Raw genomic sequence first — 20,855 nt, 5'->3', positions numbered from 1 at the left:
GGGGGCGGAGGGCCGTCCTCTTACGGCTTTCTCAGATGGTCCGGCCCGAAGGCCTGGGGCAGCATCGCCGAGAGCGGCAGCACCCCGTCGGGGGTCTCCACCAGCAGGGCGGGCCCGCCGAACTCGTAGAGCAACTGGCGGCAGCGGCCGCACGGGACCAGGATCTGACCCTTGCCGTCCACACAGGTGAAGTGCGTCAGACGGCCGCCACCGGTGGCCTGGAGCTGCGAGACCAGTCCGCACTCGGCGCACAGGCCCAGTCCGTAGCTCGCGTTTTCCACGTTGCAGCCGGTGACCGTGCGGCCGTCGTCCACGAGGGCGGCCACGCCGACCGGGAAGCCCGAGTACGGGGCGTAGGCGCGGGACATCGCGTCCCGGGCCAGGTCCCGGAGGGCCTCCCAGCCGATGGCCGGCTCGGCGGACGCCGTCACTTGCCCTGGCCCTTCCGGTACGGCAGGCCGTCCGCCTTGGGCATCCGGAGCCGCTGCGCCGAGAGCGCCAGGACCAGCAGGGTCGTGACGTACGGGGCGGCGTCCACGAACTGGCTCGGGACCTCGTCGGTGAGGGCGTACCAGACGAAGAGGCCGGCGGCGCAGGCACCGGAGATGACCGCCGCCGTGTACTTCTTCTTGTACAGCTGCCAGGCCAGGGCGATGACCAGGAGCAGGGCGATCAGCAGCAGCATGGCGTGGACGTTCTCGGCACCGCCGCGCAGCTTGAGGCTGTCGGTGAAGCCGAAGAGGCCGGCGCCGAGGGCCATGCCGCCCGGCATCCAGTTTCCGAAGATCATCGCGGCGAGACCGATGTAACCGCGGCCGCCGGTCTGGCCCTCCTGGTAGATGCCGGTGGAGACGATCGCCAGGAAGGCGCCGCCGAGGCCGGCCAGGGCGCCGGAGATGACCACGGCGATGTACTTGTACTTGTACACGTTCACGCCGAGGGACTCGGCGGCCACCGGGTTCTCACCGCAGGAGCGCAGGCGCAGGCCGAAGGCCGTGTGCCAGAGCACGTAGATCGAGCCGGGGATCAGCAGCAGGGCCACGACCGTCAGCAGCGACAGGTTGGTGATCAGGCCGCCGAGGACGCCCGCGAGGTCGGAGACGAAGAACCAGTGCTTGGCCTGGAGGTCCGCCAACCCGTCCGACAACCCCGGGATCGTGATGTCCGTGATCGGGTCGATGCGCGGGGACTGCTTCGAGGAGCCGCCGGGGGCCTCGTTGAAGGTGTAGTTCGACAGGTACTGCGTCATGCCGATGGCGAGGATGTTGACCGCGACACCGGACACGATGTGGTTCACGTTGAAGGTGACCGTGATGATCGCGTGCAGCAGGCCGCCGAGGGCGCCGCCGACGATGCCGAGGACGACACCGGTCCACGGACCCCACTGGTAGCCGGCCCAGGCACCGAACCAGGTGCCGAGGACCATCATGCCTTCGAGGCCGATGTTGACCACGCCCGCGCGCTCGGCCCAGAGGCCACCGAGACCGGCCAGGCCGATCGGCACGGCGAGCTGGAGGGCACCGGAGACCTGACCGACGGAGGTCAGGTCGTCGGCGCCGCTGATCAGCCGGACCACCGAGACCAGGGCGAGGGCGCCCGCGATGATCAGGAGGATCCAGGGCAGGGTGAGCTTCTTGCGGCCGGCGTCCTTCTTGGGCGCGCCGCTGGTCGCCGAAACGGTGCTGGTGCTCACGCCGCGGCCTCCTTCTCGGTCTTCATCGCGTGGCCGGCGGCCAGCTCCTCGCCGACCTTCTGCTGCTGTCGGCGGATGCCGTACCGGCGGACGAGTTCGTAGGACACGACGACCGCGATCACGATCAGGCCCTTCATGATCGTGGCGATCTCCTTGGCGTACCCGTACTGGTCCAGGGAGGCCGACGCCTTGTCGAGGAAGGCGATCAGCAGGGCCGCGAAGAAGATGCCGACCGGGTGGTTCCGGCCGAGCAGGGCGATCGTGATGCCGGTGAAGCCCACGCCCGCCGGGAAGGACAGGCTGTACGTGTGGGTGTCGCCGAGCAGGGTGGGCATACCGGCCAGACCGGCCACCGCACCCGAGATCAGCATCGAGGTGAGGATCATCTTCTTGGCATCCACACCGGAGGCCTGCGCGGCGGACTCGCTGGCGCCGGTGGCGCGCAGGTCGAAGCCGAAGCGGGTGCGGTTGAGGACGAACCAGTAGACGACGCCGAGGGCGAAGGCCACGAAGGTGAAGCCGTAGATCTCGCCGGAGTCGCCCATGCTCACGCCGGGGAACCAGCCGGACTCGGCGATCTCACCGGTGGTGAGGTCGTTGGAGCCCTCGATCTGCACGCCGAAGTTGTCGGGCAGCAGCAGCCAGGCGATCAGGCTGGTCGCGATGGCGTTCAGCATGATCGTCGAGACGACCTCGCTGACCCCGCGCTTGGCCTTCAGGATGCCCGCGATACCGGCCCAGAAGGCGCCGACGCACATGGCGACGATCACGATGAGCAGGATGTGCAGCGGACCCGGCAGGGTGACGGCGGCGCCGACCACGGCCGAGAGCATCGCGGCGAGGCGGTACTGGCCGTCCACACCGATGTTGAACAGGTTCATCCGGAAGCCGATGGCCACGGCCAGGGCCGCCAGGTAGTACGTACCCGTCTGGTTCAGGATGAGGACCTGCACATCCTCGTAACCGGCGTTCTCCACCATCAGGCGGATCGGCTCGATCGGGTTGACGCCGGTGGCGAGCAGCACCACGGCGGTCAGGAGGAACGCGCTGACCAGGGCGAGGACCGGACCGGCCGCCCCCAGGATCAGCTTGTCCTTGTCGAAAGTCTTCGGGCTTGTCATCGGGCCTCGTCCTCCGGCGCGGCGCCATCGGCGGCGGAAGTGGTGTCGGTGGCTTCCAGGTGGCCGCGGGCCGCGCCGGTCATGGCGGTGCCCAGCTCCTCCGGGGTGACGGTCGCGGGGTCGGCGTCCGCGACCAGACGGCCGCGGTAGATCACCCGCAGGGTGTCCGAGAGGCCGATCAGCTCGTCGAGGTCGGCGGAGATCAGCAGGACGGCCAGGCCCTCGCGGCGAGCCTCGCGGATCGCGTCCCAGATCTGCGCCTGCGCGCCGACGTCCACACCGCGGGTGGGGTGGGCGGCGATCAGGAACTTGGGGTTGTGGCTCATCTCGCGGCCGACGATCAGCTTCTGCTGGTTGCCGCCGGAGAGCGAGGCCGCCGTGACCTCGATGCCGGGGGTGCGGACGTCGTACTCGCGCACGATCCGCTCGGTGTCCTTGCGGGCCGCCTTCGGGTCGAGGACGCCGCGCTTGGAGTTGGGCTCCTCGGTGACGTGACCCAGGATGCGGTTCTCCCACAGCGGGGACTCCAGCAGCAGGCCGTGCCGGTGCCGGTCCTCGGGGATGTACCCGATGCCGCCCTCGCGGCGCTTGCGGGTCGGTGTGGTCGAGATGTCCTTGCCGTCGAGGGTGATCGCACCACCGTCGGGCAGGGACATGCCCATCAGGGCCTCGATCAGCTCCGTCTGGCCGTTGCCCTCGACACCGGCGATGCCCAGGACCTCGCCCTTGTGGATGGTGAAGTCGATGCCGGCGAGCACCTCGCGGACCACGCCGTCGGGGTCCGTGGCCGCGAGCCGCAGGTCGGAGACCTTCAGCATCGGCACGTCGGTGACGGTGGACTCGCGGGTCTCCGGCGAGGGCAGCTCGCTGCCGACCATCAGCTCGGCGAGCTGCTTGGTGGTGGCGGTCTTCGGGTCGGCGGTGCCGACCGTGGTGCCGCGCCGGATGACGGTGATGTCGTCGGCGACCTTCAGGACCTCTCCCAGCTTGTGGGAGATGAAGATGACGGTCAGGCCCTCGGACTTCAGCTCGCGCAGGTTGTCGAAGAGGGCGTCCACCTCCTGCGGCACGAGCACGGCGGTCGGCTCGTCGAGGATGAGGATCTTGGCGCCGCGGTAGAGGACCTTGAGGATCTCCACGCGCTGACGGTCGGCGACACCGAGGTCCTCGACCAGGGCGTCGGGGCGGATGCCCAGGCCGTACGCGTCGGAGATCTCCAGGATCTTCTTGCGGGCCTTGGCGCCGATGCCGTGGAGCTTCTCGCCGCCGAGGACGACGTTCTCCAGGACGGTGAGGTTGTCGGCGAGCATGAAGTGCTGGTGCACCATGCCGATGCCGCGGGCGATGGCGTCGCCGGGGGTGTTGAAGGTGACCTGCTCCCCGTCGATGGCGATGGTGCCCTCGTCCGGCTTCTGCATGCCGTAGAGGATCTTCATCAGGGTCGACTTGCCGGCACCGTTCTCACCGATGAGGGCGTGCACCGTGCCCTTGCGGACGGTGATCGCGATGTCCTTGTTGGCGACGACGCCGGGGAAGCGCTTGGTAATGCCGTGCAGTTCTACGGCGGGGGGCGGGCTGGACGCGTTGATGACGCACTCTCCTCGGCACGAAGGAGCTGGAGGCAGGGGGGACAGGGCGGGGGGCGACGGTATCGCGTCCACGAGACCTCTACGCGCGTAGCACTGTCGTAAGTGAAAAGTTCGGGCCACAAGGGGCCGTGGAGCCCGGGAGGCCCGGGCCGGAATGCGGCCCGGGGTCCGGGGAACGGCGCGAGACCGTTCCCCGGACCCCGGAGAGCATTGGTCGGACGGACCGCCTTACGGGGCGGTCTTGACCTTGATCTTGCCGGCGATGATCTCGGCCTTCGCCTTGTCGACCGCGGCGATGAGCTCGGTCATCTTCTTGTACTCCGGGTTGGAGTCGGCCAGGCCGACGCCGTCCTTGTCCAGGCCGTAGCGGATCTCGCCGGACTGCGGCTTGCCGTCCTTGACCGACTTGATCAGGTTGTAGACGGAGTCCGAGACGTCCTTGGTGACCGAGGTCAGGATCTGGTTCTTGTACTTCGCCAGACCGGCCTGGTTGTACTGGTCGGAGTCGACGCCGATGGCCCACTTGCCCGCGGTGGACGCGGCCTCGATGGCACCGGAACCGGCGAGACCGGCGGCGGCGTAGACGACGTCGGCACCCTTGTCCAGCTGGCCCTGCGCGGCGGCCTTGCCCAGGTCGGGCTTGGCGAAGCCGTCGAAGTTCGGCGGCTGGGTCAGGTACTGGGTCAGCACCTCGGCCTTGGGGTTGGTGTCCTTGACGCCCTGGACGTAACCGGCCTCGAACTTCTTGATCAGCGGGACCTCGACACCGCCGATGAAGCCGACCTTGCCGGTCTTGGACGCCTTGGCGGCGGCGACGCCGGCCAGGTAGGAGCCCTGCTCCTCGTTGAAGACCATGTTGGCGACGTTGGCGCCGGTCACCGAGGTGTCGTCGATGATGCCGAAGGTGGTCTTCGGGAACTTCGGGGCGACCTTCTTGATGGCCGGGGCGTAGGCGAAGCCGACGCCGATGACCGGGTTGGCGCCGGAGCGGGCCAGCTCGGTGAGGCGCTGCACCTTGTCGGCGTCGCCCTCGCCCTCGGTGGGCTCGGCTTCCTTGCCCTTGACGCCGAGGTCCTTCTCGGCCTTCTCGAGGCCGGCGAAGGCGGCGTCGTTGAAGGACTGGTCGCCGCGGCCGCCGATGTCGTAGGCGATGGCGGCGGTGACGGCGCCCTTCGTGGAGTCCGAGGAGGACCCGGAGTCCGTGGACTTCTTTCCGCCGCACGCGGTGGCGGAAAGGGCGAGGGCCGCGGACGCGACGCCCACGGTGGCGATCCTGGTGATCCGGCGCAAGGGGAGGCTCCTTCAAAACCTGACCGAAGCGCCACTGACCGGCGCTGGTTTCGCGGCGATCGTAACGCGCGTAGATGTCAGTTAAAGGCCCGTTCAGGAGTCGTTATCGGATCGTCGCGAACCGGACAGTGACCGATTGGTAACCCGATTGGCCCGAAACCCCGTTGTACCTGGGGTGAACGGCCGGGGTCCCGGACCCGCGACGGGGTCCGGGAGCCGGCGGAAAATTTTTGGTCTTCCGTGACGGAAGTCCCGCCGCGGGACCCGTCGCACGCCCGCCGAGGAGCTACGGCCGACGCTCCGGAGCGGCCCCCGGACGGCGGCCGTCGAGCAGGGCCGCGGCGGTGAACAGCTCCACCCCGACCGTGATGGCGGACTCGTCCACGTCGAAGTCCCCGCGGTGCAGGTCGCGCTTGACGGGATCACCCGGGGTGCGGACGCCCAGACGGGCCATCGCGCCGGGCACGTGCTCCAGGTACCAGGAGAAGTCCTCGCCGCCGAGGCTCTGCTCGGTGTCCTCCACCGAGCGGGCCCCGCGCCGGGCGGCCATGGCGTCCCGGAGCAGCTCGGTGATCGCCGGGTCGTTCACCACCGGCGGCACCCCGCGGATGTAGCTGATCTCCGTCTTGGCCCCGTGCAGGGCGGCGACCTCGTCGATGGCCCCGTGCACCAGGTCGGGGGCGTCGTGCCAGGCGTTGATGTCCAGGCACCGGATGGTGCCGGAGAGCTCGGCGGTCATGGGGATGACGTTGCAGGCGTGGCCGGAGGAGATCCGGCCCCAGGTCACCGAGAGCCCGGAGCGGGTGTCCACCCGGCGGTTGAGCAGGGCGGGCACGTCCACGGCCACCCGGGCCGCGGCGGTGACCAGGTCGGTGGTCAGGTGCGGGCGGGCGGTGTGTCCGCCGGGCCCGGTGAGGGTGACCTCCAGGCGGTCGCAGGCGGAGGTGATCGGGCCCGGCCGGAGGCCGATCTTCCCGGCGTCCACGCGCGGGTCGCAGTGCACGGCGATCATCCGGCCGACGCCGTCCAGCACCCCGGACTCGATGGCCTCGGCGGCCCCGCCGGGCAGCACCTCCTCGGCCGGCTGGAAGAGCAGCCGGACCGGGCGGGGCAGCAGCCCCTGCCGGTGCAGGTCGGCCAGGACCAGGCCGGTGCCGAGCACGGTGGTGGTGTGGACGTCGTGCCCGCAGGCGTGCGCCCGGTCGGGCACGGTGGACCGGTAGGGCACCCCGACCTTGGCGTCCGGGATGGGCAGGGCGTCGATGTCCGCCCGGAGGGCCAGCATGGGGCGTTTGCCGTCCCAGGTGCCGATGTCACAGATGAGCCCGGTGCCGCCGGCCAGGACGCGTGGTCGCAGGCCCGCCTTCTCCAGCCTGGCCTTGATCGCGGCCGTGGTGCGGAACTCCTGGTGGCCCAGTTCGGGATGCATGTGCAAGTCCCGACGGAACGCGATGAGTTCGGCACGCAGGTGCTCGGGGAGCCTGCCGGGCAACGAGGGCTCGGCCGGCTCTCCGGGAGGGAGGGTCTGGGGCTCGCGGGACATCAACTGGTTCACCTTTTGAAGGGTAGGCGCACCACAGGGCCAACTGGCTGGAGATCAGAAAAAGTTCAGCCCGTTAGGGGAAGAAAAACCGACTTCCAGACGCATGGGCCCCCTCCCCCGGGGGTAAACTCCGCCGCTCATCCCGCCGGGGCGGCCGCCGGGGGCGGGGGTCCGATGGTGGCGAACCTGCGCACGTCACGCGCGGTGCCGGTGACGTCGGCGAGGAAGTGCCGGGCCCGCGGGGAGGCGGTCCCGGTGAGCCACTGCGGATCCACGTCGACCACGGCCACGGTGACCCCGGTCCCCCGCAGTGCGTAGGGCAGGGTGTGGACGACCGTGGACGGGAAGCTCACGATCGTACGTCCGACCGGGCCGCGCCGGGCGACCAGCTCCAGCGGCAGGTCGGGGCGGACGATCTCCAGCCCGGTGGCCTCCGCGAGGGCGTGCAGCTTGGTCTGGGACTCCCGCCGGTGGGCGAAGTAGCGGCCCGCCCCGTGCTCGGCGGTGAGGGCGCGGACGGCGGCCCGGTACCGGTCGGCGTCCACCACCCCGGTCTCGACCAGGGAGGTGCCGACCAGGTCGGTGCCGCGGCCGATGCGGGGCGGCCCGAAGGCGGCACGGGTCCAGGCGAAGTCGTTGACGGTGAGGCGGACCCCGTCGGGCACGGTCACCGGCATGGAGCTGAACACCTCCACCCGGTGGCCGGGGCGGGGCGTGAAGCGGCGACGGGCGGCGGCGGAGACGGGGGCGTAGGCCAGCTCACGGCCGCGGCGGGAGAGCCCGCGGGTGCCCGCGCGGTGCCAGCGGACCAGGCGCTCTCCGCGGGCCAGCTGGGAGACGAACTCCATGGTGGCCGTGCCGTCGTCCACGACCACCAGCCGCTCGGCGCGGACCAGGGTCAGGAGCAGCTGGACGTAGCGGGAGAACGGGTCCCCCACCACGACCCGCTCGGCGTCGCGGACCTCGCGAGCGAGGGCGGCGAGGGCCTTGAGGGGGGCGGTGCCGCTGCCGCGCGCCTCCTGCCAGCGGACCTCGTGGCCCTCGTCGCGGGCCAGGGCGGCCATCCGGCGGAGCTGGCCGCGGGACATGGGGTCCAGGGGCGGCAGGACGACGATCAGCAGGCCCGGCAGGGCGGGCGGGCGGGCCCCGCGCTGGGCAGGGACCCCGGTGAGCAGCGGGGCCGCGGCGGGCCGGTCGGCGGGCCCGCGGAGGGCCTCGGCGTGGGCCCACTCCAGGACGTTGAGCAGCTGGACCGGGCTCTCGACGAAGGCCAGGGTGGTCGCCTGGGAGGTCACGGTGATCTCCTCGTGTTCCTGGGTGGGTGCCGTACGGGCGGCGGGCCCGCGGCCGTCCCGGACCGTGGGGTCGGGACGGCCGCGGGCCCGGTGGCTCAGGCTCCGGCGGCGGCGAGGTCGCCCTGGACTCGGCGGAGCTTCTTCATCGGGCCGAGCTCGGACTCGTAGACCTTCTTGACCCCGTCGCCGAGGGCGGTCTCGATGGTGCGGATGTCGCGGACCAGGCGGGTCAGGCCGCCGGGCTCCACGGAGGCGGCCTGGTCGGAGCCCCACATGGCGCGGTCGAGGGTGATGTGGCGCTCCACGAAGGTGGCGCCCAGCGCGACGGCGGCGAGGGTGGTCTGGAGGCCGGTCTCGTGGCCGCTGTAGCCGATCGGGACGTTCGGGTACTCCTCGCGCAGGGTGTCGATCACGCGGAGGTTGAGCTCCTCGGCCTTGGCCGGGTAGGTGGAGGTGGCGTGGCAGAGCAGGATGTTCGCGCTGCCGAGGACCTCGACGGCGTGCCGGATCTGGGCCGGGGTGGACATGCCGGTGGACAGGATCACCGCGCGGCCGGTGGCGCGCAGGGCGCGCAGCAGCTCGTCGTCGGTGAGGGAGGCGGAGGCCACCTTGTGGGCGGGCAGGTCGAACTTCTCCAGGAAGGCGACGGCCTCGGTGTCCCAGGGGGAGGCGAACCAGTCGATGCCCCGCTTCTCGCAGTGCTCGTCGATGGTGCGGTACTCGTCCTCGCCGAACTCGACGCGGTGGCGGTAGTCGATGTAGGTCATGCGGCCCCAGGGGGTGTCCCGCTCGATGTCCCACTGGTCGCGCGGGGTGCAGATCTCGGGGGTGCGCTTCTGGAACTTCACGGCGTCGCAGCCGGCCTCGGCGGCGGCGTCGATGAGCGCGAGGGCGTTGCCGACGTCGCCGTTGTGGTTGATGCCGATCTCGCCGACGACGTAGACGGGCCGGCCGGGGCCGACGGTGCGGGTGCCGAACTGGCGCAGGCGGGCCGAGGAGGTGGCGGTCATGACAGGGACGTCCTTACGGTTTCGGGGGTACGGGGTGCCGCGGGCGCCGGGACCGGGGATCGAGGGGTGTGGTCCGGTGCCGTGGCGGCGGGGTCGGGCTTCGGGTCTCGGGTGGGGCGGGTGGCGGCCGGGAGGGGCGCCGCGGGGACGCCTTCCGGGTCGCCGGCGGGGGCTCCGGGGGCCGGGTCGGCCGGGTCCAGGAGCGGGGCCAGGGCGCGGGCGCGGGCCAGGTCGTGGGGGTCGTCGATCTCCAGCACGCGGGCCGGGTCGGTGTGGACGGGCAGGATGTGGCCGAAGAAGCGGTGGCCGGCGGCCCGGAAGCCGGCGGCGTCCATGGCGTAGGCGGCGCCGGTCTCCAGCAGGTCGAGGGGGCGGTCCTGGCGGCGGGGCCGGTGGGACTCGTCGTGGTTGACCCCGTAGCCGCTGCGGCCGGCGGGGACGGGGCTCTCCCGCCACAGGAAGCCGTGGAAGGGGGCCACCGTCATCGCGGAGTCGGCGCCGCGGCGGACCACGGCCTCGGCGACGGCCGCCACGTCGGTGCCGGTCAGGAAGGGGCTGGTGGCCTGGACGAGCAGGACCACGTCCACCGGGGTGCCGCGCAGGGCCTCGAAGGCGTCCATGGCGTGCAGGAGGGCGGATTCGCTGCTCGCGGTGTCCCCGGAGAGCTCCGCGGGCCGGGGCACGACCTCGGCGCCGGCGGCACGGGCGGCGGCGGCCACGGCCGCGTCGTCGGTGGAGACCACTACGTCGGTGACGGGGCCGGCGCCCAGGCAGGCGCGGACCGCGCGGGCCACCAGCGGCAGGCCGCCGACCTCGGCGAGGTTCTTGCCGGGGACGCCCTTGGAGCCGCCCCGGGCGGGGATGACGGCGAGGACCACCGGCGGGCGATCGGGCGTGCGGGGCTCGGGGTTCACAGTTCTCCCATCCGGCGGATGGCCGGGGCCACCCGCTGTACGCCGTGCCGGTAGGCGCCGCGCGCCGCGTCCCGCAGCGCCGCGCGGACGTACCGGCGGACCGGGGAGTCCCCCGCCTCGGGCCGGCGGGTCCCGGGGAGCGGGATGCCGTCGGGGCCGAGGTGGTGGCGGGCGAGGATGCCGGGCAGGTAGCCGGGGGCGGTGGCGAGGGTGTAGTAGGGGGCGATGGCGGGCAGTTCGGGGCGGGCGGCGAGGGCGGCCACCCGGGCGCGGGCGGTCTCGAAGGCGCGCTCGTACGGGCCCCCGGCGGCGACGCCCTGGCGGGCCAGCCAGTCGGGGTCGGGCTCGGGGCGGAAGCCCTCGTCCAGGCGGTCCCAGGAGGTGAGGCAGCCGGAGCCGAGGAAGTGGTGGTTGCCGAGGGTCTCGCGGACGCCGAGGTCGGTGAGGACGGCGGTGGGGATCCCGCGGTGCAGGGACTCCAGTGCGGCCGTGGAGCTGACGGTGACCAGCAGGTCGGTGCCGTCCAGGACCTCGCCCATGTTCCCGTAGACCAGCCGGCAGTTGGCGGGCAGGCCGCCGGGGAGCCGCTCGGCGAGCCGCTGGTAGGGCAGCTCTTCGAGGTGGGTGGTGTGCTCGCCGGGCTTGCTGCGGAGCTTGACCAGGACCTCGCGGTCGGGGTGGAGGCGGGCGTGCCGGGCGGCGCGGCCGAGCAGGTAGGCGCGGTCGGCGCGGCTCTCGGGCACGGAGGGCTGGACGGCGAAGACCACGGTGTGGGCGCGGCTGCCGGCGGCTTCGCGGTAGGGCGCGCCGCCGAGGAAGGGCAGGGCGGTCTCGGTGACCGCTCCGGCGTCGGCGCCGACCCCTTCGTACACGGCGCGGAACCGGTCGGCGTCGTGCCGGGAGTTGGCGAGGACCAGGTCCGCGCCGTGCCGCAGCAGGAGGCCGTCGGCGAGCTTCTCGTAGACCACTCCCACGTACCCGGCGACGAGCACGGGACGGCGGGCCGGGGCCGGCCACAGGGCGCGGGCCCCGTGCAGGACGGCCTGCACGGCCCCGCCGACCAGGGCGAGGACGACCAGGTCGTAGCCGTCCTCGCGGAGTCGGTCGAGGAATCCGGCGCAGGTCACCTCGGTGAGGTGGTCGGCGCGGACGCCGACCTCGCCGATCTGGCGGGCGGTCGGAGTGGCCCGGCCCCGGAGCAGGAAGCCGGTCAGGTGCGGTTCGGGGGCGAGGCGCCGGGCGGTGAGGGCGCCCCATTTCCACCGCGTATCGGAATCGGCGAGAACGGCAACCCGCATCTGTCCGGGAGCACTTACGCCACTGGTACTTGCTGGCACGCCAGGAAACGTAGGCGGCATTCCGGGAGTTGGGCCCAACGAATACACAACGGAGGGTTAACAGCCGGCCGCGTCCGCGCGAATTGGCCCGGGACCGCACCGGGTTAACGGCCCCGTCGCCCTGCGTTCACCGACTGTCCCTTTCCGGGCCACGGGGCATCGCGGGGCGCGCCCTAATGTCTCGTGCGTGGTCAAGCTTTCTGTGGTCGTGCCGTTCTTCAACGTGCAGACATACGCCCCCGATGCCCTGCGGAGCCTGCGCGCGAACGCACGTGAGGACTTCGAGTTCGTCCTGGTGGACGACTGTTCCACGGACGGCACCCCGCGGTTGCTGGAGGAGGCGGAGCGGACGTTGCCGGGCGCGGTGTTCGTGCGGCACGAGCGCAACGGCGGCCTCGCCACCGCCCGGAACACCGGTCTGGACGCGGCCCGCGGCGAGTACCTGACCTTCATGGACGGGGACGACTGGCTGGCCCCGGGCCACCTGGCGCGGGTGCTGTCCGCCGCGGAGGAGCTGGGGTGCGATTTCGTGCGCACCGACCACGTGGAGACCACGGGCAGCAAGCGGGTGGTGCGGCGGGTGCCGCACGGCCCGCAGGGGGTGGTGCTGGAGCCGCGCCGGGCCATCCTGCCCGCGGACCGGTCCACCTCGGTGGACTACCCCTTCGCCTGGGCCGGGATGTACCACCGGCGGCTGTTGGACCGGGGGCTGCTGCACTTCACCGACGGGCTGCGGACCGCCGAGGACCGGCCGTGGATCTGGAAGCTGCACCGGGAGGCGGAGAGCTTCGCCTGCGTGGGCGAGGCGGGCCTGTTCTACCGGCGGGGCGTGGCGACTTCCCTGACGCAGATCGGGGACGTGCGCCAGCTCGACTTCATCCGGGCCTTCGATCAGGTGCTCCGGGAAACCGCCGCGGACCGCGACGCGGAAATCCTGATGCCGAAAGCGGTCCGTACTTATTGCGCGATCATCGCGCACCATATCGGCTCCATCGAAAGGTTCGAACCGGCCGTGGCGAGAAAACTACGGGCGCTGAGTTCGGCCGCGTTGCACGCGATGCCGCAGGACGTGCTGGAAAAGGCGCTGGATTCCATGGACGTGGAGCGCGCGGCGCGGCTGCGGCGGCTGCGGCGGCGCACCGCGGATGCGGCGGTGGCCCGATGAGCGGGACCCGTCGCACCACGCAGCTGTTCCTGGCCTCCACGCTGTACGGCACGGCCACGCTGGCGGCGGCCCTGGACGCGGGGCTCTTCGGACCCGCGGACCGACGCATCCTGCTGGTGAGCAACAACGCCTCGGTGCCGGAGACCACTCCGGGCCCCGCCGAGCAGCCCGGTTTCGGGCGGTTGGCCGCCCGCTTCGACGAGGTGCGGGACTGGAACGCCTTCATCGCCCCCTTCCACCCCTCGGGGTGGCGGCCGCGCGCCGAGGACGCCCCGCTGTGGGAGCGGCAGGTGCGGGAGCTGTGGGGGCTGGGCTCCGACCGGGTCGAGTTGGTCGTGGAGTCGGTGCAGGTGGCGCCCGCGCAGGCGGTGGTGCAGTTGTTCCCGGGTGCCCCGGTGGAGGTGTACGCGGACGGGCTGATGAGCTACGGGCCCACGCGCGACAAGTTGGACCCGCAGCTCGGGGTGCGGATCAGGCGCCTGCTCCACCTGGACCTGGTGCCGGGCCTGGAGCCGCTGCTGCTGAGCGAGTTCGGGGTGCCGGCGGAGCTGGTGCCGGACGCCGCCTTCCTGGCGGTGTTGGACGAGCTGGCCGCGGAGGCCGGGGAGTCCCCGGGGTTCGCGGCGGAGACCGAGGCGGTGCGGGCGGCGCCGGAGCGGCCCGCGGTGCTGCTCGGCCAGTACCTGTCCGCGCTGGGCCTGATCACCCCGCAGGAAGAGGAGGAGCTGCACGTCCGGATGGTCCGCGGGGCGCACGCCCTCGGGCACGAGAACCTCGTCTTCAAACCGCATCCGAGTGCCCCGGCGCGCTGGTCGCGGCTGGTGGAGGAGGAGGCGGAGCGGCTGGGGGCCCGGCTGACCGTGATCGGGACCCCGGTGTTGGCGGAGGTGTTGTACCGGCGGCTGGATCCGGCGCTGGTGGCGGGCTGCTTCTCCACGGGCCTGCTCACGGCCTCGGCGTTGTTCCGGCTGCCGGTGGCGCGCACCGGCACCGGTCCGCTGCTGGACCGGATCAGCCCGTACCAGAACAGCAACCGGATCCCGCTGACGCTGGTGGACGCGCTGCTGCCGGAGCTGACGGACCCGCGGGCGGTCCGGGACTGGCGTCCGCCGGGTCCGGCCGTGCTCGAAGAGCTCACCGGTCTGGTCACGGCGGTGGGGTACGCCATGCAGTCGCAGATCCTGGCGGGGCGCCGGCAGGAGGCCGAGCGCTATCTGGCCCGGCACCTGGACCAGCACACCTGGCGGTACTTCAAGAAGCGGCGGCTGACCGCGCTCGGGCTGCCCGGGGCCGTGCCTCAGCAGTTGGCCTTCATTCCGCGGAGCCCGGCGGTGCGCCGGGTGGTCCGCCGGGTGCGGCACCTGCGCCGGACCGCGCTCGGATGACCGCGGGGACGGACACGGGGCCGGCGGGCGCGGGTACGACCGGCACGGGACCGACGGGCACGGAACGGACGGGCACGGCACGGACCGGCGCGCCGACCGGCCCGGGCGACCCGGCCGCGGCGGCCGCGTTCCCGCCGGCGGGACCGGCCGCGCCCGGCGCGCCGCGGAGCAGCGGGTGGTCGGGGCGGCTGCCCGGCCTCCGGCAGCAGGCCCGGCGCGGCGGGGCGGCGCCCCGGTTGCGGGCCCTGGACGGGCTGCGGCTGCTGGCGGCGCTGATGGTGGCCGGGTACCACTACGCGGGCCGCGGCGGGGAGGTGGAGCGGTCCTGGGGGGCGTCCCCTCGGGAGCTGTTCCCGGAGGCCTCGCCGTGGCTGGCGTACGGGTGCCTCGGCGTGCAGGTGTTCTTCGTGATCAGCGGGTTCGTCATCTGCATGAGCGCCTGGCAGCGGCCGCTGCGGTCCTTCCTGGCCTCCCGGGTGGCGCGGTTGTACCCGGCCTACTGGGCGGCGGTGCTGCTGGTGACGGCCGTGTTCACGCTGCCCTGGGTGGGCCGGCACACCGTCGGCTCCTCGGACTTCCTGGTGAACCTGAGCATGCTCCAGCAGCCGGTGGGGGCCGAGCGGGTGCTGGGGGTGTGCTGGACGCTGTGGGCGGAGCTGAAGTTCTACGCGCTGTTCGCGGTGTGCGTGGTGCTGCCCGGCGGCGGGCGGCGCCGGACCCTGCTCTTCTGCGGGGTGTGGACCCTGGCGGCGGTGCTCGCCGACCGGGCGGACCACGCCTTCCTGACGGAGCTGCTGATGCCGCAGTACGCGCCCTTCTTCATCGGCGGCATCGGGCTCTACCTGGTGCACCGGGACCGGCGGGACGCCCTGGCCTGGGGGGTGGCGCTGACGGGCTGGCTGCTCGGGCAGCACTACGCGGTGGCCGGGTTGTGGCACGCGCCGGACCCGCGCTTCTTCTCGTACCGCAGCACCGGGGTGATCGTGGCCGTGGTGACGGCGGGGTTCGTGGCCGTGGCCGTGATCGCGCTGGGGTGGCTGAACCGGGCGGACTGGCGGTGGCTGACCGTCGCCGGCGCCCTCACCTACCCCTTCTACCTGGTGCACGAGCACCTGGGCTGGGTGGCCATCGAGGTGCTGCACCGGCGGCTGGGGTGGTCGGCGCCCGTCACCCTGGTGGGTACGGTCGCCCTGATGTTGGGGCTGGCATGGCTGATCTGCCGGCTGGTGGAGCGCCCGTTGACCCCGAGGCTGCGCAAGGCCCTGACCTGAGCCCCGGCTCGTCCTGAGCCTGAGTCGAGCTCGCCTCGGCTCAGGCTCGGCTCAGCTCAGCTCAGCTCAGCTCAGGGCGAGCTTCGCGGCGAAGCCCAGGAAGAGCACGCCGGCGGCCGAGGTGACCCCGGCGGAGAGCCGCTTGCGGCGCCGGAAGGCCTCCGAAAGCCGGGCCCCGCTGAAGATGAGGGTGCTCAGGTAGAGGAAGCTCGCCAGCTGCGCGAGCCCGCCGAGCAGCAGGAAGGACAGCGCCGGGTACGCGTACTCCGGGTCCACGAACTGCACGAAGAAGGAGAGCAGGAACAGGATCGCCTTGGGGTTGAGCAGGCTGACCACCAGCGCCCGCCGGTACGGCCGCTCGGTGCCGGCCCCGCCGCCGGCCTCCGCCTCCTGGTCCTCGCGGGTGGCGCGGCGCGACCGCCACAGCCCCCACGCGGCGCGCATCATGCCCACGGCGATCCAGGCCAGGTAGCCGGCGCCCAGCACCTTGACGATGCCGAAGAGCAGCGGGCTGGCCTGGACGAGCGCGCCGGCACCGACGGCGGCGAGCACCATGAGGACGGTGTCCCCGGTGAACACCCCGCAGGCGGCGCGGTAGCCCTCGCGGACCCCGCGGCGGGAGGCCACGGACAGCACGTAGAGGGAGTTCGGGCCCGGCAGCAGAATGATCAGCACCAGCGCCGCGAGGTAGGTCGGCAGATCGGTCACACCCAGCATGTCGAGGAGTCTCGCACAGGGGTACGACACCCTTCGCCCGTTTTTCCGTGCGCTCCGGGAAACGGGCTCATCACGGCTCGGCAACATCACGGTCCGCTCGCAACCGTGCGCGGCGGGGCAGCATCCCTTGGGTACACACGCACAATCCGGGGGACGAGCCATGCGTCGCATTCCAGTCATGATCCACACCTGCGCGGCGGTCGCCGCGATCGCCCTGGCGGCGGGTTGCACCGCCACCGGCGCCGCCGATCCGGGCGCTGCTCTGTCCAAGGGCACGGCCTCTCCGGCCGACGCCAAGCCGGGCGGCGGGGACCCTTCCAAGGCTCCGTCCGCCGCCCCCTCCGCCAGTGGTCCGACGGACTCCGCGGGAGGCGGTGCGGGTCCGGAGGGCGGGGCGCCGCTCACGGACGGTACGGAGAACGAGCTGGTCCGCGAGCTGCAGGCCCGCCTCAAGGAGGCCGGGCACTTCAAGCGGAGCCCCACCGCCTTCTACGGTTCCCTCACGGCCGCCGCGGTGAAGGGCTTCCAGGGTGCGCAGGGCCTGCCCGCCACGGGCGTCGTGGACGCGGCCACCTGGCAGAAGCTGCTGGCCGCCACCCGGGAGCCGACGGAGAACGAGCTGCGGCCGCCCACCACGAACGAACTCGCCGCCCCGGACCCGCGCTGCCTGACGGGCCGGGTGCTGTGCATCAGCAAGGAGAGCCGCACCCTGGCCTGGATGATCGACGGCAAGGTCGTCTCCGCGATGGACGTGCGCTTCGGCTCGGAGAACACCCCGACCCGTGAGGGCGAGTTCGCGGTGGAGTGGAAGGCCCGGAAGTGGACCTCGACGCTCTACCACACGTCGATGCCGTACTCGATGTTCTTCAGCCGCGGCCAGGCCGTGCACTACTCCTCGGACTTCGCGGCCCGCGGGTACTCCGGCGGCTCGCACGGCTGCGTGAACGTCCGGGACAAGGCCAAGCTGGCGACGCTCTTCGACCAGGTGAAGGTGGGCGACAAGGTGGTCGTCTACTGGTGATCCCCGGTCCGCGGGCCGCCGCGGGGCGGCGGGGACTCCGGGAGGAAAAGGGGCGCGGGCAGGGCCGGGGGAACGTGCCCCGCCCGCGCCGGGTGCGCAGAGCCCAGAGGTACGGGGGGAACCCCGGCTCGTGCGCGGCCGATGACCAGTCGGCTCATTGAGTACTGCGCCGCAGCCTCGAAAAGTGTTACAGGAGGATGTGCGGACCGGTCCTCAGGACCGCGGGTGGCCGAATCCGAGGGTGGGCAGGGGGCCCTTGCCGCCGCCGGCGCCGGGGGTGGCCGGTGCCGACGGGCGGCTGCCGCCGCGGTCGCCGCCGGAGTCACCGCCGGAGCCCTTGCCGCCGTCGTCCTTGTCGTCGTCCTTGTCGTCACCGTCGCCCGCGCCGGCGGTACCCGCGGTGGCGGGGCCGGTGCCCAGGAGCCGTTCGCAGTAGCGGTGCAGGCGGTCGCCGCGGGCGGCCCGCTCCAGCAGGCGCCTGCGGTCGCCTTCGAGCTTTCCGGCGAGCAGGTCGCGGCAGAGGCCGGTGAGGGCGGAGCGGTCGGTGCCGCCGCCCTCGGCGGAGTCCTCGCCGGGGTCGGGTGCGCCGCCGTCCTTGTGCCGGGCGGTGCCCTCGGGGTCGGGGCTCCCGGTGCCGCCGTCGCCGGGGGTGGTGCCCTCGGGGCCGGGCGAGACGCCGGGCACGGGGCCGTCGGTGACGCGGAGGCGGTCGGCGGGCACGCCGGGCTCCGGAGTGCCGGTGCCCGTGCCGGCCGCGCCGGCGGTCTCGGGTCCGGAGGTGACGGTGAGCACGGGGGCGGGGCCGGCGACGCTGGGGGCGCGCATCAGTCCGCTGCCGGTGGCGGCGGCGACGCCACCCACGGCGATGAGGGCCACGGAGGCGGCGAGGCCGAGCCGGAGCGGACCGCGCCGGGGGCGGGTCCGGACGGCCGTGGGGACGGGCGCGCCGAGCCGCACCGTGAGCGGGGCCTCGTCGGTGACGCCGGGGCCGGCCGGTCCGGCGGTCAGTTCCTCGGGGCCGGCGGCCGCGGGGCGGGCGGCCCGGAAGGCGGCCAGGGCGGCGGCCTCGCCGGGGAGTTCGGCGGAGCCGGGGGCGAGGGGCGGGGGGACCAGGGAGTCGAGGGTGCGGGCGAGCCGGTCGGCCTCGGCCCGGATCCGGGCGGCTTCGGCGGGGTCCGCCCGACGGTCGCCCACGGGTCCGGCGGGTTCGCCGCGCAGCAGCCTGTCCGCCGTGGCCCCGTCGAGCCACGCGTAGCGATCGTCGGCCATCACATGTCCTTCTGCGTCCGCCAACGCGATTGCGTCACACCGGTCCGTGCCACGGAGCCGTCGAGGTGCGCGCGGGGCGCCGGTACGGCGTCCAGGTCGCGGGCCTCGCCCTGGGCTCCCGTACCGCCGGGTCCACCGGGTGCGACGGGATCCTGGGCATTATCCCCGAACTCGGTGCCGAGCAGTTCGGCCAGGCGCTTGAGGCCGCGGTGGGCGGCGGTGCGGACGGCGCCGGGGCGCTTGCCGAGGGTCTCGGCGGCGCTCTTGGCGTCGAGGCCGACGACCACCCGCAGGACGACGGCCTCGGCCTGGTCCTGGGGAAGCTGGGCGATGAGGGCCATGGTGCGGCCGGTGGCGAGGGACTCCATGGCCTCGCCCGCGGTGTCGCAGTCGGCGGGGCGGCCGGTCAGCTCGGTCTCGTCGCCGCCGACGGCGGGGCGGCGACCGCGCATGCGGACGTGGTCGAGGGCGCGGTTGCGGCCGACGCGGGCGGCCCAGCCGCGGAAGCGGTCGGCGTCGCCGGTGAAGGAGGAGAGGTCGCGGGCGATCTGGAGCCAGGCCTCGGAAGTGACGTCCTCCGCGTCGGCCTCGCCGACGAGGGTGCGGACGTATCCGAGCAGCCGAGGGTGCACCGCGCGGTACACCGTACGGAAGGCGTCCTCGTCGCCGCGCTGTGCCGCGAGCACCGCGGCGGTCAGCTCCGCGTCGTCCCCCAGCAAAGTCCCCAACCCGTTCACTGTCCTGTACGTCCTGCGCAAATCAGCACGTTACGGCCTTCCCGCGCCCTCGTCCACGAGTTGTACAACCAGCAACCATCCATGCGCGAAGCGAGGTGTGACAGAAAACGCACCCGTGACGCTGAGAGGGATGCGGGCTTGTCGCACGAGCCCGTAACGGACGGCGGCCGGGGCCTCTCCTGTGGGGGGTGGCGGTCTCGGCTGTCGGTCCGGATCCGGCCGGGCCCCGCGCGGTCCTCCGCATCTTGCCCTCCCCCTCCCTCTCTTACGGGTGAAACGGGTTTATCGGCCCGACGGCCGAGAACGGCCCCCGCGCCGCCACGGTCCCCCCGACGGCCCGCCGCCGCCCCGTTCCGGTCATCCTCCGGTCACCGCGTCCGCGCCCTTCCCGGGCCCGCATGGTGGCCCGTGCGGCCCAATCCGGGCAAGACCCGGGGAGTATGCCCGGATTGAGGCTGTTCGGCCTTGTGGGATAGCCCGTCCGTGCCTGTTTGATCACACCGGAGCCCCCCGCGCGAAGGAACCGACAACTCGTCGCTACGATGTCCGGGGCCGGTGGACCGTACCCGGCCGGGCCCGACCGACAACGAAGCCGGCGGACCCTCGCCTCGCTTCCGGAGGGTTTTCCGTGCCGGCTGGAACGTTGTACCGCGGCCGGGAAGGAATGTGGTCCTGGGTGGCTCATCGAGTCACCGGCGTGGTCATCTTCTTCTTCCTGTTCGTACACGTCCTCGACACCGCTCTCGTCCGCGTCTCACCAGAGGCGTACGACGAGGTCGTCGCTACCTACAAGAACCCGATCGTCGCGCTGATGGAGTACGGCCTCGTCGCCTCCGTGCTCTTCCACGCGCTGAACGGTCTCCGAGTCATCGCCGTGGACTTCTGGTCCAAGGGCCCGCGCTACCAGAAGCAGATGCTCTGGACCGTCGTGGGCATCTGGGTCGTGCTGATGGCCGGGGCCATGTACCCCGTCCTCGGTCACGCTGTTGAACAGCTGTTCGGGAAGTGACGCGCATGTCTTCTGACACCTCTTCCGCGATCGGCGACGTCCAGGGCGTGAGCCTCTACGACGTCGACAACCCCGCCCCGTACATCGAGGCGCCGCGCAAGCGCACCGGCAAGACCCCGCGCGCCACGCGCGGCAACTTCGAGATGGTCGCGTGGCTGTTCATGCGCCTCTCGGGCATCGTGCTCACCGTCCTCGTGATCGGCCACCTGGTCATCCAGCTGGTCCTCGACGGCGGCGTCTCCAAGGTCGGCTTCGCCTTCGTGGCGGGCCGCTGGGCCTCCCCGTTCTGGATGGCCTGGGACCTGATCATGCTGTGGCTCGCGATGCTGCACGGCTGCAACGGCCTGCGCACGGTCATCAACGACTACGCGGAGCGTGCCAACACGCGGCTGTGGCTGAAGGGCCTGCTCTACACCGCCACGGTGTTCACCATCCTTCTGGGCACGCTGGTGATCTTCACCTTCGACCCGAACATCCGCTAGGCACGGG

General features: G+C 72.6%; 18 protein-coding genes and 1 pseudogene. 6 read left to right on the top strand and 13 right to left on the bottom strand.

Annotated elements, in window-relative coordinates; all coding sequences use genetic code 11:
* Positions 1-20: 20 nt before the first annotated feature.
* The 10 genes and pseudogenes from ABTZ17_RS09345 to ABTZ17_RS09300 form a co-directional block, all read right to left on the bottom strand.
* Positions 21-431: a cytidine deaminase gene (locus tag ABTZ17_RS09345; RefSeq protein ID WP_352194930.1), complete on the bottom strand. Its 411-nt coding sequence runs from the start codon at positions 429-431 to the stop codon at positions 21-23.
* Positions 428-1,693, bottom strand: a complete 1,266-nt coding sequence (locus ABTZ17_RS09340) for an ABC transporter permease (protein WP_352194929.1) — start codon at positions 1,691-1,693, stop codon at positions 428-430. Before ABTZ17_RS09340 ends, ABTZ17_RS09345 begins: the two co-directional genes overlap by 4 nt.
* A complete protein-coding gene (locus tag ABTZ17_RS09335; protein ID WP_352194928.1) occupies positions 1,690-2,814 on the bottom strand; it encodes an ABC transporter permease in 1,125 nt (374 codons plus the stop codon). The genes ABTZ17_RS09340 and ABTZ17_RS09335 overlap by 4 nt, the downstream gene beginning before the upstream one ends.
* The gene (locus ABTZ17_RS09330; protein ID WP_502994629.1) at positions 2,811-4,466 is read right to left on the bottom strand and encodes an ABC transporter ATP-binding protein; all 1,656 of its coding nucleotides are present in this window, start codon (positions 4,464-4,466) and stop codon (positions 2,811-2,813) included. The genes ABTZ17_RS09335 and ABTZ17_RS09330 overlap by 4 nt, the downstream gene beginning before the upstream one ends.
* Before the next feature lie 165 nt (positions 4,467-4,631).
* Positions 4,632-5,693 carry a BMP family lipoprotein gene (locus ABTZ17_RS09325; protein ID WP_352194927.1) on the bottom strand — a complete coding sequence of 354 codons (1,062 nt, stop codon included), beginning with the start codon at positions 5,691-5,693 and terminating at the stop codon, positions 4,632-4,634.
* Positions 5,694-5,979: 286 nt separating this feature from the next.
* Entirely contained in the window at positions 5,980-7,236 is a 1,257-nt protein-coding gene (locus ABTZ17_RS09320; RefSeq protein WP_352194961.1) for a M20 family metallopeptidase, read from the bottom strand.
* 137 nt (positions 7,237-7,373) lie between these two features.
* Positions 7,374-8,531: a hypothetical protein gene (locus tag ABTZ17_RS09315; RefSeq protein ID WP_352194926.1), complete on the bottom strand. Its 1,158-nt coding sequence runs from the start codon at positions 8,529-8,531 to the stop codon at positions 7,374-7,376.
* Positions 8,532-8,626: 95 nt separating this feature from the next.
* Positions 8,627-9,541 (bottom strand): N-acetylneuraminate synthase family protein, encoded by a 915-nt coding sequence (locus ABTZ17_RS09310; protein WP_352194925.1) that lies wholly within the window; start codon positions 9,539-9,541, stop codon positions 8,627-8,629.
* A gap of 146 nt (positions 9,542-9,687) precedes the next feature.
* Positions 9,688-10,455: pseudogene (locus ABTZ17_RS09305) on the bottom strand (acylneuraminate cytidylyltransferase family protein); the annotation flags it as partial.
* Complete coding sequence (locus ABTZ17_RS09300; protein WP_502994628.1) at positions 10,452-11,813, bottom strand: DUF6716 putative glycosyltransferase; 1,362 nt, start codon at positions 11,811-11,813, stop codon at positions 10,452-10,454. The pseudogene ABTZ17_RS09305 and the gene ABTZ17_RS09300, both read right to left, overlap by 4 nt.
* Before the next feature lie 166 nt (positions 11,814-11,979).
* Here ABTZ17_RS09300 and ABTZ17_RS09295 point away from each other — a divergent pair, with 166 nt between their 5' ends.
* The 3 genes from ABTZ17_RS09295 to ABTZ17_RS09285 are packed head-to-tail and all read left to right on the top strand — an operon-like array spanning position 11,980 to position 15,613.
* Entirely contained in the window at positions 11,980-12,957 is a 978-nt protein-coding gene (locus ABTZ17_RS09295; protein WP_352194923.1) for a glycosyltransferase family 2 protein, read from the top strand.
* Positions 12,954-14,342 (top strand): polysialyltransferase family glycosyltransferase, encoded by a 1,389-nt coding sequence (locus tag ABTZ17_RS09290; protein ID WP_352194922.1) that lies wholly within the window; start codon positions 12,954-12,956, stop codon positions 14,340-14,342. Before ABTZ17_RS09295 ends, ABTZ17_RS09290 begins: the two co-directional genes overlap by 4 nt.
* Positions 14,339-15,613 (top strand): acyltransferase family protein, encoded by a 1,275-nt coding sequence (locus ABTZ17_RS09285; protein WP_352194921.1) that lies wholly within the window; start codon positions 14,339-14,341, stop codon positions 15,611-15,613. Before ABTZ17_RS09290 ends, ABTZ17_RS09285 begins: the two co-directional genes overlap by 4 nt.
* Positions 15,614-15,679: 66 nt before the next feature.
* On the opposite strand, the gene leuE is transcribed toward ABTZ17_RS09285, so the two are convergent.
* Positions 15,680-16,330, bottom strand: coding sequence for a leucine efflux protein LeuE (gene leuE / locus ABTZ17_RS09280; RefSeq protein ID WP_352194920.1), 651 nt, complete (start codon positions 16,328-16,330; stop codon positions 15,680-15,682).
* 160 nt (positions 16,331-16,490) lie between these two features.
* Between leuE and ABTZ17_RS09275 the strand changes: the two genes are divergently transcribed.
* Entirely contained in the window at positions 16,491-17,351 is an 861-nt protein-coding gene (locus ABTZ17_RS09275; protein ID WP_352194919.1) for a L,D-transpeptidase family protein, read from the top strand.
* Between the two features lie 213 nt (positions 17,352-17,564).
* On the opposite strand, the gene ABTZ17_RS09270 is transcribed toward ABTZ17_RS09275, so the two are convergent.
* Positions 17,565-18,620 (bottom strand): hypothetical protein, encoded by a 1,056-nt coding sequence (locus tag ABTZ17_RS09270; protein ID WP_352194918.1) that lies wholly within the window; start codon positions 18,618-18,620, stop codon positions 17,565-17,567.
* Positions 18,620-19,339, bottom strand: a complete 720-nt coding sequence (locus tag ABTZ17_RS09265; RefSeq protein ID WP_352194960.1) for an RNA polymerase sigma factor — start codon at positions 19,337-19,339, stop codon at positions 18,620-18,622. Before ABTZ17_RS09265 ends, ABTZ17_RS09270 begins: the two co-directional genes overlap by 1 nt.
* Positions 19,340-19,985: 646 nt before the next feature.
* Between ABTZ17_RS09265 and sdhC the strand changes: the two genes are divergently transcribed.
* On the top strand, positions 19,986-20,366 hold the full coding sequence (gene sdhC / locus ABTZ17_RS09260; RefSeq protein ID WP_352194917.1) for a succinate dehydrogenase, cytochrome b556 subunit: 381 nt from the start codon (positions 19,986-19,988) through the stop codon (positions 20,364-20,366).
* Positions 20,367-20,371: 5 nt separating this feature from the next.
* Complete coding sequence (locus ABTZ17_RS09255) at positions 20,372-20,848, top strand: succinate dehydrogenase hydrophobic membrane anchor subunit (RefSeq protein WP_352194916.1); 477 nt, start codon at positions 20,372-20,374, stop codon at positions 20,846-20,848.
* Positions 20,849-20,855 lie beyond the last annotated feature (7 nt).

The organism is Streptomyces sp. NPDC097619 (genome assembly GCF_040302735.1).
GTDB lineage: Bacteria > Actinomycetota > Actinomycetes > Streptomycetales > Streptomycetaceae > Streptomyces.
The sequence above is the reverse complement of the archived record's forward strand: the minus strand, read 5'-3'. Positions and strand labels throughout refer to the sequence as shown.

What these genes read in the sequence shown, in the direction of transcription:
- ABTZ17_RS09290 (WP_352194922.1), top strand. Translation starts at nt 12,954, where the DNA reads ATGAGCGGGACCCGTCGCACCACGCAGCTGTTCCTGGCCTCCACGCTG.
- ABTZ17_RS09310 (WP_352194925.1), bottom strand. Translation starts at nt 9,541, where the DNA reads ATGACCGCCACCTCCTCGGCCCGCCTGCGCCAGTTCGGCACCCGCACC.
- leuE (WP_352194920.1), bottom strand. Translation starts at nt 16,330, where the DNA reads ATGCTGGGTGTGACCGATCTGCCGACCTACCTCGCGGCGCTGGTGCTG.
- ABTZ17_RS09285 (WP_352194921.1), top strand. Translation starts at nt 14,339, where the DNA reads ATGACCGCGGGGACGGACACGGGGCCGGCGGGCGCGGGTACGACCGGC.
- ABTZ17_RS09275 (WP_352194919.1), top strand. Translation starts at nt 16,491, where the DNA reads ATGCGTCGCATTCCAGTCATGATCCACACCTGCGCGGCGGTCGCCGCG.
- ABTZ17_RS09335 (WP_352194928.1), bottom strand. Translation starts at nt 2,814, where the DNA reads ATGACAAGCCCGAAGACTTTCGACAAGGACAAGCTGATCCTGGGGGCG.
- ABTZ17_RS09320 (WP_352194961.1), bottom strand. Translation starts at nt 7,236, where the DNA reads ATGTCCCGCGAGCCCCAGACCCTCCCTCCCGGAGAGCCGGCCGAGCCC.
- ABTZ17_RS09300 (WP_502994628.1), bottom strand. Translation starts at nt 11,813, where the DNA reads ATGCCGCCTACGTTTCCTGGCGTGCCAGCAAGTACCAGTGGCGTAAGT.
- ABTZ17_RS09255 (WP_352194916.1), top strand. Translation starts at nt 20,372, where the DNA reads ATGTCTTCTGACACCTCTTCCGCGATCGGCGACGTCCAGGGCGTGAGC.
- ABTZ17_RS09270 (WP_352194918.1), bottom strand. Translation starts at nt 18,620, where the DNA reads ATGGCCGACGATCGCTACGCGTGGCTCGACGGGGCCACGGCGGACAGG.